Here is an 8,665-nt window from a genome sequence, read left to right on the forward strand (position 1 = left end):
TTCGCGACGATCCTCGATCCAGCGCACCGGATGGCCGAGCCGCATCGTCAGCCACGACAGGCAGACTTCCTCCGGCAGTAGAATGCCTTTTTGGCCGAAACCGCCGCCGACATCCGGCGAGATTACGCGGATGCGGCCCTGATCCATGCCGAGACATTCGGCGAGGCCGGTGCGGTTGATGTGCGGCATCTGCGCCGACGTCGTGACGACGAGCTGATCGAGCCGATGATCATAGGTCGCGACGGCGCCGCGGCCCTCCAGCGGCGCCATGCACTGCCGCGCCGTCGTGATCTCGCGCGATACCTTGATCGGCGCGTCAAGGGCCGCCGAGATGTCGACTTCGAAATTGGTTTCGAGGAAGACGTTATCGCCCCAATGCTCGTGCACCAGCGGCGCGTCGGGCGCGCGAGCCTGCAGCATGTCAGACACCGCGGGAAGTTCTTCGAGGTCGAGGACGACAGAAGCCGCGATGTCTTCGGCCTCGGCGCGGGTCGGCGCCACGCACATCGCGATCATTTCGCCGACCTGTCGAACCTTGCCGCTCGCCAGCACCGGTTGTTCGGAAATCTTGAAGCCGGGCAGGCCAGACACGGCGCGGATCGGATTGACGCCGACGAGATCCGCGGCGGTGAACACGCGGTCGCGATACGCCTCCGGCACATGGATGCCGCGGATGCGCGCGTGGGCGAGCGGACTGCGCACGAAGGCGACGTCCTGCATGCCGGCAAGACGGATGTCGGCCACGTACTGGCCGCGACCGCGCATCAGGCGATCATCCTCCTTGCGCGGCAACCGCGCGCCGACGCCCTGCCCGCCGTTCTGATGCTGGTCGCCCCGTCCGTGCAACGTCGATCCTCCTTTAGGCCGCGACGGCTTCGGGCAGGATCGAGGCGTCGGCGTCGTAGCGAACGCCGGCGCGGAGGCAGAACACCGGCTGCAGCAGGCTGTCGGCGATCACTTCGGTGTTCTCGTTGTCGCGCAGCACGTAGCGGCCCGGACGCTGCGTCAGCACCGACACGTCTGCCTCCATGCCGACCTTGAGGGCCCCAATTTCATCCGAGCGCGCGATCATCTTGGCCGGATTGGCCGTCACCATCGGCACCACCTGTTCGAGCGACAGGCCGAGCGCCATCATCGAGCTCATCGCCTGCACCAGGCTGAATTTGGCCTGTCCGGCGAACGGATGGTTCTCCTCGTCCTCGTGCTGATCGGGCGTGCCGGCCGGGGCGGGCACGTGCGTGTTGTAGCCGTGGATATCGGCGCCGAGCGTATTCGGAACGATGCCGCCGGCGATCGCCATCTTGGCGAGCCGGTAGGAGAAATGACTGCCGTGACCGACGTCGACCTTGAGGCCGCGATCGAGCGCCGCCTGAATCACCGGATGCACTTCGCCTTCGCGATTGATGAAGCCTCCGGGATGCCGCGTGAACGGATGCGCCAGTACGTCGCCTTCCTTGAGCAGCGGAATGACGCGGGTCAGGATCGTGTCGGCGTCCTCGCCATTGGCGCCGCTTTCAGGAAGCCCCCAGAGCTGACCGAAATGCACATACACCGGCAGTTCGGCCTGCCGACCGATCTCCGCCGCCATCTCGATGACCTTGATTCCCCAGCGCGCGAAGCCGCCGATCTCGGCATGAGCCTTGATGCCGCGCACGATGTCCGGATTGGCCCGGGCCGCCTTCACGGTGGCATCGATGTCGACGCCTTCCGGGCTGTAGAGCTGCGGGTAGTAATGGCCTTCGAGCCCGCCAACGAGATAAGCCGACAGAAACGCATAGACGCGCGACTTCGCCGGCTCGGCGATGAAGTGGCGGAAGCCTGGCAGCGTCATGCAGGACGGACCGCCCTGATCGATCAGCGCGGTGACACCGGAGCGCACGCCGACCATGTCGGGGTTCATGCCGAAGCGGCCGGAGACGTATTGATAGATATGCGCGTGGGTGTCGATCAGTCCAGGCAGCACCAGCTGCCCCGAGACGTCGACCACCTCCCTGGCGCTCGACGGCAGAATGTCTTTTTGCACGGCCGCGATCTTGCCGTTGCGCACTGCGACATCGAACGCACCATCGATACCGGACGCCGGGCAGATCACCCGCCCGCCACGCAACAGAAGATCAAAGGTGGCACTCACCGACATCGAACCGCTCCCCACACGAACCTGGCCAAAAATTACGAAGCATGCTTCGCATTTGCATCTAGCAAGCCCTATGCCAAAGTCTAAGAGACGAAAGGCGGAGCGAATCGCGCTACTGGTTTCTGTCGCGCGGGCCGTGCCGGCGCGAGGTGGAGAGATGGAGAGAACAGCTTGCGGCAGAGGCATTCCCGGGCCGCCCCGGTCACCCACGAGCCATGGCCGCTCACCGAGCGACCCGGCTTTCTGATCCGGCGGCTACACCAGATTCACGTGGCGCTGTTCCAGCAGGCGTGTGGTCAATTTGAAGTCACTCCGCTGCAATACAGCCTGCTCTCGGCGCTGGCGGCGCGAAAAACCGCGGATCAGACGACGTTGGCAGCCGACATCGCGCTCGATCGCACCACCACGACCGGCGCGCTGAAGCGCCTCGAAGCCCGCAATCTGGTCGAGCGACCGATCAACGCCGCGGACCGCCGTGCACGGTTGTGCCGGCTGACGCGATCGGGCGCAGCATTGCTGGCGAAGATCGAAGGCGCCGCACGCGCCGCCCACGAGGCCACATTACAAGGACTTTCCGACCGAGAGCGCGCGCAACTCATCGCGATGATGCAGCGGGTCGTTGACCGCAACGCCAACCAGAACACCAGCGCGCCACTGCTCGAGTAAGCCGCCTGCCGATTTTTCGGACGCAGGCTGCACAGCAAGTAGGCGCTGTAAGCGTACGCAGCGAACAATCACCGCGATCTAAGAGGCGCGCGTGATGGCCGGGAGCTCCGGATCGCAACCTCGAGAAGCAGCGGCACGTCATTCTGGACAGCGAGTGCGTCAGATTTGTCTTGCCGCCCTCCCGCCGATCATCCCCTGCCTTGAAACGGCGACGAACCGCAGAGACAATCGCCCAATACGCGTCGCCTTGCGTTCTTCGAGGAAAGCACATCGACATCGCGCTGGCCCTTAAACAGCGGCGCAAGGAAAACGCGGTTCCCGCCGTCCCTGGGCGACGGCATCACCTGGGTGACAGAATGCGAGCGGAGTCCTGGCGGGTTGGCGTGCTGTTTTCGCAAACCGGCGTGACCGAAGCGATCGAGCGCACGCAGCGCAACGCCACGCTGCTGGCGATCGAGGAGATCAATGCAGCCGGCGGCGTTCGCGGCCGCCCGATCGAACCCATCGTGTACGACCCGGCTTCGACGCCGGCGCGCTATGCACAACTGACCGCGCGGCTGATCGACGACGACGGCGTACGGGTGCTGTTCGGCGGCCACATGTCGAGCACCCGCAAGGCCATGCTGCCGCTGGTCGAAGCCCGCGGCGCGCTGCTGTTTTATCCGACGCTGTATGAAGGCTTCGAATACTCGCGCCATTGCATCTACACCGGCGCGGCACCGAACCAGAACTCGGTGCAGTTGGTCGACTACCTGACGCGGCATCATGGCAAACGCGTCTTCCTGGTCGGCTCGAACTACGTCTATCCTTATGAGTCCAATCGCATCATCGCCGACCTGTTCGCCGCTGCCGGCGGCCGCGCGGTCGAGGAGATGTATGTGCCGCTCGATCTGACCGCGGACCACATCGCGCGCATTCTCGACCGGATTCACGCCACTGCACCCGAGGTGGTCTACTCCACCATCGTGGGTGCCGGCATCGTGCCGCTCTTTACGGCGTTCAAGGACGCCGGATTCAATGGCCGTCGCCTGCCGATCGCCAGCCAGTCGACCAGCGAGGCGGACTTCGCGCAGATGCGTGCCGACGTCGCCGAAGGCCACGTCACCGCCGCGCCGTTCTTCCAGAGCCTCGACACGCCGGCCGCGCGCCGGTTCGTCTCGGCCTATCAGGCTCGCTATGGCGCCGACCAGCCGGTGACGGCGCCGGCCGAGGCAGCGTATTTCCAGATGCATCTGTTCGCCGCGGCGCTGGAGCAGTGTGGCAGCGATCATCTCGACGATCTGCTGCCGGCGCTGTGGCGCGTGGACTACGATGCGCCGCAGGGCCGCGTCCGCATCGATCGCGGGACCAACCACACCCATCTGTGGCCGCGGGTCGCGCGTATCGACGCGGCGGGCCGCTATCAGATCGTGCACGATGCGTTGGTGCCCGTGCCGCCTGATCCGTTCATGCTGGAGAGCCGGGCTCAGCCCGAGCCGGCGGGCGACTGGGTGCTGTCGTCATGAGCGGCGCGGGCCGCGATATGTCGTTCGCGCTGCTGAAGGATTTGCGCCACCTGAACGTTACGGTGATTCATCCGCTGGATCCCGATGGCGAACGTCTGGTCGAACATCTGCGCCGGATCGGCTGCACGGCGCATCTGCTGTGGCCGGTGCCTCCGGCATTGCCGAAAGGCTGCGACGTCGTCTTTCTGGCGATGGAGGCGGAAGCGCGCGAGGAGACCACACGGCTACTGAAGGCGATGCCGAATCCGGCACCGACAATGCTGGCGGTGGTGAGCTACGAGAATCCCGCAATGCTGCAGATGGTGCTTGAGAGCGGCGCGCTGTCCGTGATCGAGCGACCGATCCGGCCGTTCGGCGTACTCACCAATCTCGCCATCGCCCGCAACCTCTGGCTGCAGCATCAGCGGCTCCAGAAGGAAGCGCGCAAGTACAAGCGCAAGGTGCTGGGCGACCAGACCGTCGCGCGCGCCAAGGCGATCCTGATGGCGACCAACAAGATCAGCGAACAGGATGCTTATGCGCGGTTGCGCGAGAGCGCGATGGCACGGCGGATTCCGATCGACGAAATCGCCAAGGCGATCATCGATTCCGAAACGCTCTTGCGTGGCCTGAAGAACGATGCTTGTATTTAGCTTCGTCTGAAACAGACGGACCTGAGCGCATCCCCTCCGTCGTGAGGCCATGCTTCAGGAGCGTGACGCGCCCGCGCGTCGTGCCATGGCGATGCAGCCCGCTCGATCCTCCCGTCGGAGGATGGTGCGGGTTTTTTGTTGCCCGCTGACAGGGCCGTCAGCTCACCGATATCACCCGCGTCCTCGCCGCTTCGCCGCGTGCGTGTGGCGCAGCCATCATGGACCGGCCCATCGCGGCCGGCGACGGAGCCGTTCATGACCACGATCACGAACTATCGCGCTGCGACCGTTCAGTTCGAACCGACGATGTACGAGAAGGAGCGCAACATCACCCGGCTCGTCGCGCTGTGCGAGGAAGCTGCGGCCGGCGGGGCCCGCCTGATCGTCACGCCCGAGATGGGGACCACCGGCTACTGCTGGTACGACCGCGACGAGGTGCGGCCGTTCGTCGAAACCGTTCCGGGCCCCGCAACCGATCGCTTCCAAAAGATCTGCGAGGCTCACTGCTGTTACATCGTGCTCGGCATGCCGGAAGTCGACTCCGCCACCGACCTTTTCTACAACACAGCCGTGCTGATCGGCCCGCAGGGTATCGTCGGCAAGCACCGCAAGTCGCACCCCTATATCGCCGAGCCGAAATGGGCCGCCAATGGCGACATCGCCCATCAAGTCTTTGACACCGAGCTCGGACGCATCGGGCTGCTGGTGTGCATGGATCTGCACTTCTTCGAAACCGCGCGCCTGGAGGCAGTCGCAGGCGTCGACGTCATCTGCCACATCTCCAACTGGCTGGCGGAGCGCACGCCGGCGCCGTACTGGATCAGCCGGGCGTTCGAGAAGTCCTGCTACGTGATCGAGGCCAATCGCTGGGGGCTGGAGCGCACCGTGCAGTTCTCCGGCGGCAGCTGCGTGATCGCGCCGGACGGCAGCATCGCGGCATCGATCGACAGCGGTGACGGCGTGGCTTACGCGCAGATCGATCTCGCGCCGGTCCGCAAGCGCGAAGTTCTCGGCGAGAAAGTGTTCGCGAAGCGGCGGCCCGAGCTTTACGCCGAGCTGATGAGCAACAGCTTCACCTGGAATCCGGGCGATTTCTTTCGGCTCTATGGCTACCAGCCGATCCCCAAGGGCAAGGTGTCCGAAATCGCCGTCGTGCAGTTCGCACCGGCCGATGACCCCGCCGCCAACCTGGCGGCGATCGAGCGCCACGCCCGCGATCTGCTGGCGCGCGGCAAGCCGGAGATGATCGTGTTTCCTGAACTCGCCCTCACCGGCCTCGGCAATCCGGCAGCGCGCGCCGAGGCGCTGGAGGGCCCGACCGTGGCGGCGTTCACCCGGCTGGCCATGAAGCTGCGGACCTATCTGGTCGCAGGCATTGCCGAACGGGAGGGAACGGCTGTCTACAACACCGCGCTGCTGGCGGGACCGGAAGGGCTGGTCGGCAGCTATCGCAAGATTCATCTCGGCAATGCCGATGCGGATTGGGCGACGGCGGGCGACAAGTGGAAAGTGTTCGATCTGGCGATCGGCCGTGTCGGCCTCGCGATCGGCCACGACGCACTGTATCCGGAAGCGATCCGAGCACTCGCGCTGCGCGGCTGCGATATCGTCGCTTGCCCCGCGGCGGTCGCCGGCATCTTCACCGGCGCGCATGCCGGCACGGTGATCCCGCACAATTATCCGACGCCGAAGGGCGCGGATCCGTATCACTGGCACGCCTTCCGCACCCGCAGCGGCGAGAACAACATCTATCTGGCATTCGCCAATGTGGTCGACCCGGCTCGCGGCTTCCTCGGCGCTAGCGCGGTGTTCGGCCCCGACACCTTCGCGTTTCCGCGGCAGGAATCGGCGATCCTCGACGGCGAGGAAAGCGCCAGCGTCCAGGTCGACACCAGCAACCTCGACACGCCGTATCCGACCAACGTGGTCCGCCGCAAAGACCTGATCGTGATGCGCCTGCCGCATCATTATCTGCCGCTCGTCACCTGGCATCAGTGACCCCGAAGCGCCGGCCGAAAAGTCGGCGCTTCAATCGGATTCAACGGAGGACGGGCCACGTCGACGGCTCGTCTCACCTCCGATCGTTTGGACGGCTTCTTTCACGGCGACCTTTGACGGCCCAGAAAATGTAATGTTATAACGTTGCAAATAGGAGGAGCTTAGCTCGTCCTCCAGGCACGACCGATCAAAGGACGCCGACGATGCAGCAGGAGCAGCCCCCTACCCCCGTCACCGTACTGACCGGCTATCTCGGTGCCGGCAAAACCACCTTGCTCAATCGCATCCTGACCGAACACCACGGCAAGAAATACGCGGTGATCGTCAACGAGTTCGGCGAGGTCGGGATCGATAACGACCTGGTGGTCGACGCCGACGAAGAAGTGTTCGAGATGAACAACGGCTGCATCTGCTGCACCGTCCGCGGCGATCTCATCCGCATCATTCAGGGGCTGATGCTGCGCCGGACCAAGTTCGACGCGATCCTGGTCGAGACTACCGGCCTCGCCGATCCGGCGCCGGTGGCGCAGACCTTCTTCGTCGACGACGATGTGCGCGCCAAGACCAAGCTGGATTCGATCGTCACCGTGGTGGACGCCCGGCATCTGCTCGAGCAGGTCGAGACCGCGCACGAGGCCCAGGAGCAGCTCGCCTTCGCCGACACCATCCTGCTCAACAAGACCGATCTGGTCGCGGCCGACGAACTCAAGCGCGTTCAGGCACGGATCCGCCGCATCAATCCGACGGCGTCGATCCATCACACCGAGCGCTGCGCGGTCGATCTCGACCATGTGCTCGGCCGCGGCGCCTTCGACCTCGACCGCATTCTCGACGTCGAGCCCGATTTCCTAGACGAATTCCACGAGCACGAACACGACGACCACGTCACGAGCTTCTCGCTGGTGACCAAGGAGCCGCTCGACCCGCAGAAATTCCTGCCGTGGATCGGCACCATCACCCAGCAGTTCGGCGTCGATCTGCTGCGGATGAAGGGCATCATCGCCTTCAAGGGCGACGGCGAGCGCTATGTGGTCCAGGCCGTGCACATGCTGCTGGAGGGCGATCACCAACGGCCGTGGAAGGAGGGCGAGGAGCGCGTCAGCCGGCTGGTGCTGATCGGCCGCAATCTGCCGAAGGATGTGATCGAGCACGGCTTCATGGCGTGCCGGGCGTGATGCGGCGCGGACGCCACCTCAGCGGAGCGTGATACCAACAGCGACCTCGCGTGCAGCAGGCTGGCGAAAGAAAGCGCAGCCGCTGCCCATTGTTTGTGCCGACAGCATCTTTCCAACCGCAGGGACTCGACGTTAACTGGCGACCAGAGTTGGTGGCTAGGGTTCCGGCCTTGTTTGCAAGGTGCTGGTCCGAGAGCTACCCCCCGAGGAGAGACATCCCTCGGACGCACGGCGGGATAAAAACCCGGGAGGCCTCGTAAGCCGAGGAATTGGCAAACGATGGTCCGTTTCAATTCCTCATTGTGTCTTGAAGTGAGGAACTGACCGATGCGGACAACCCGTTTGCTTTCTTCCCTGATCCTCGCCGGCTCGATCGTGGCGCTCAGCGTCGTCGGAGCCTCCGCCGCGCCGAAGAAGGACTTCAAGGTCGGCTGGTCGATCTATGTCGGCTGGATGCCGTGGGGCTACATCGCCGAGTCCGGCATCATGGACCTCCACGCCAAGAAGTACGGGATCAACGTCGAGATCGTGCAGATCAACGACTATGTCGAGTCG

Annotated in this window: 7 protein-coding genes, 1 pseudogene and 1 riboswitch; of the genes and pseudogenes, 6 read left to right on the forward strand and 2 right to left on the reverse strand. The window is 64.6% G+C overall.

All coding sequences use genetic code 11. From position 1 onward, the window contains the following. Both ACOJTD_RS03480 and ACOJTD_RS03485 read right to left on the reverse strand, forming a co-directional pair. Nucleotides 1-765, reverse strand: a 765-nt coding sequence (locus ACOJTD_RS03480) for a xanthine dehydrogenase family protein molybdopterin-binding subunit (protein WP_420131548.1), incomplete at its 3' end; no start/stop codon positions are given. A 94-nt stretch (nt 766-859) separates the two neighbouring features. Further along, nucleotides 860-2,137: an amidohydrolase/deacetylase family metallohydrolase gene (locus ACOJTD_RS03485; RefSeq protein ID WP_420131543.1), complete on the reverse strand. Its 1,278-nt coding sequence runs from the start codon at nt 2,135-2,137 to the stop codon at nt 860-862. A gap of 267 nt (nt 2,138-2,404) precedes the next feature. Here ACOJTD_RS03485 and ACOJTD_RS03490 point away from each other — a divergent pair, with 267 nt between their 5' ends. The 6 genes and pseudogenes from ACOJTD_RS03490 to ACOJTD_RS03515 form a co-directional block, all read left to right on the forward strand. Then, nucleotides 2,405-2,800: a MarR family winged helix-turn-helix transcriptional regulator gene (locus ACOJTD_RS03490; RefSeq protein ID WP_420131544.1), complete on the forward strand. Its 396-nt coding sequence runs from the start codon at nt 2,405-2,407 to the stop codon at nt 2,798-2,800. 356 nt (nt 2,801-3,156) lie between these two features. Next, the gene (locus tag ACOJTD_RS03495; protein WP_420131545.1) at nt 3,157-4,305 is read left to right on the forward strand and encodes a transporter substrate-binding domain-containing protein; all 1,149 of its coding nucleotides are present in this window, start codon (nt 3,157-3,159) and stop codon (nt 4,303-4,305) included. A gap of 17 nt (nt 4,306-4,322) precedes the next feature. Further along, nucleotides 4,323-4,937, forward strand: coding sequence for an ANTAR domain-containing response regulator (locus ACOJTD_RS03500; RefSeq protein WP_420131549.1), 615 nt, complete (start codon nt 4,323-4,325; stop codon nt 4,935-4,937). 255 nt (nt 4,938-5,192) lie between these two features. Next, on the forward strand, nt 5,193-6,935 hold the full coding sequence (locus ACOJTD_RS03505) for a nitrilase-related carbon-nitrogen hydrolase (protein WP_420131546.1): 1,743 nt from the start codon (nt 5,193-5,195) through the stop codon (nt 6,933-6,935). A gap of 203 nt (nt 6,936-7,138) precedes the next feature. Continuing rightward, the gene (locus ACOJTD_RS03510) at nt 7,139-8,110 is read left to right on the forward strand and encodes a CobW family GTP-binding protein (RefSeq protein ID WP_420131547.1); all 972 of its coding nucleotides are present in this window, start codon (nt 7,139-7,141) and stop codon (nt 8,108-8,110) included. Nucleotides 8,111-8,255: 145 nt separating this feature from the next. Next, nucleotides 8,256-8,363: riboswitch (guanidine-I (ykkC/yxkD leader) on the forward strand. Between the two features lie 74 nt (nt 8,364-8,437). Beyond that, nucleotides 8,438-8,665: pseudogene (locus ACOJTD_RS03515) on the forward strand (lipid kinase); the annotation flags it as partial.

The organism is Rhodopseudomonas sp., assembly GCF_048594845.1.
In the GTDB taxonomy this organism is placed as follows: domain Bacteria; phylum Pseudomonadota; class Alphaproteobacteria; order Rhizobiales; family Xanthobacteraceae; genus Rhodopseudomonas.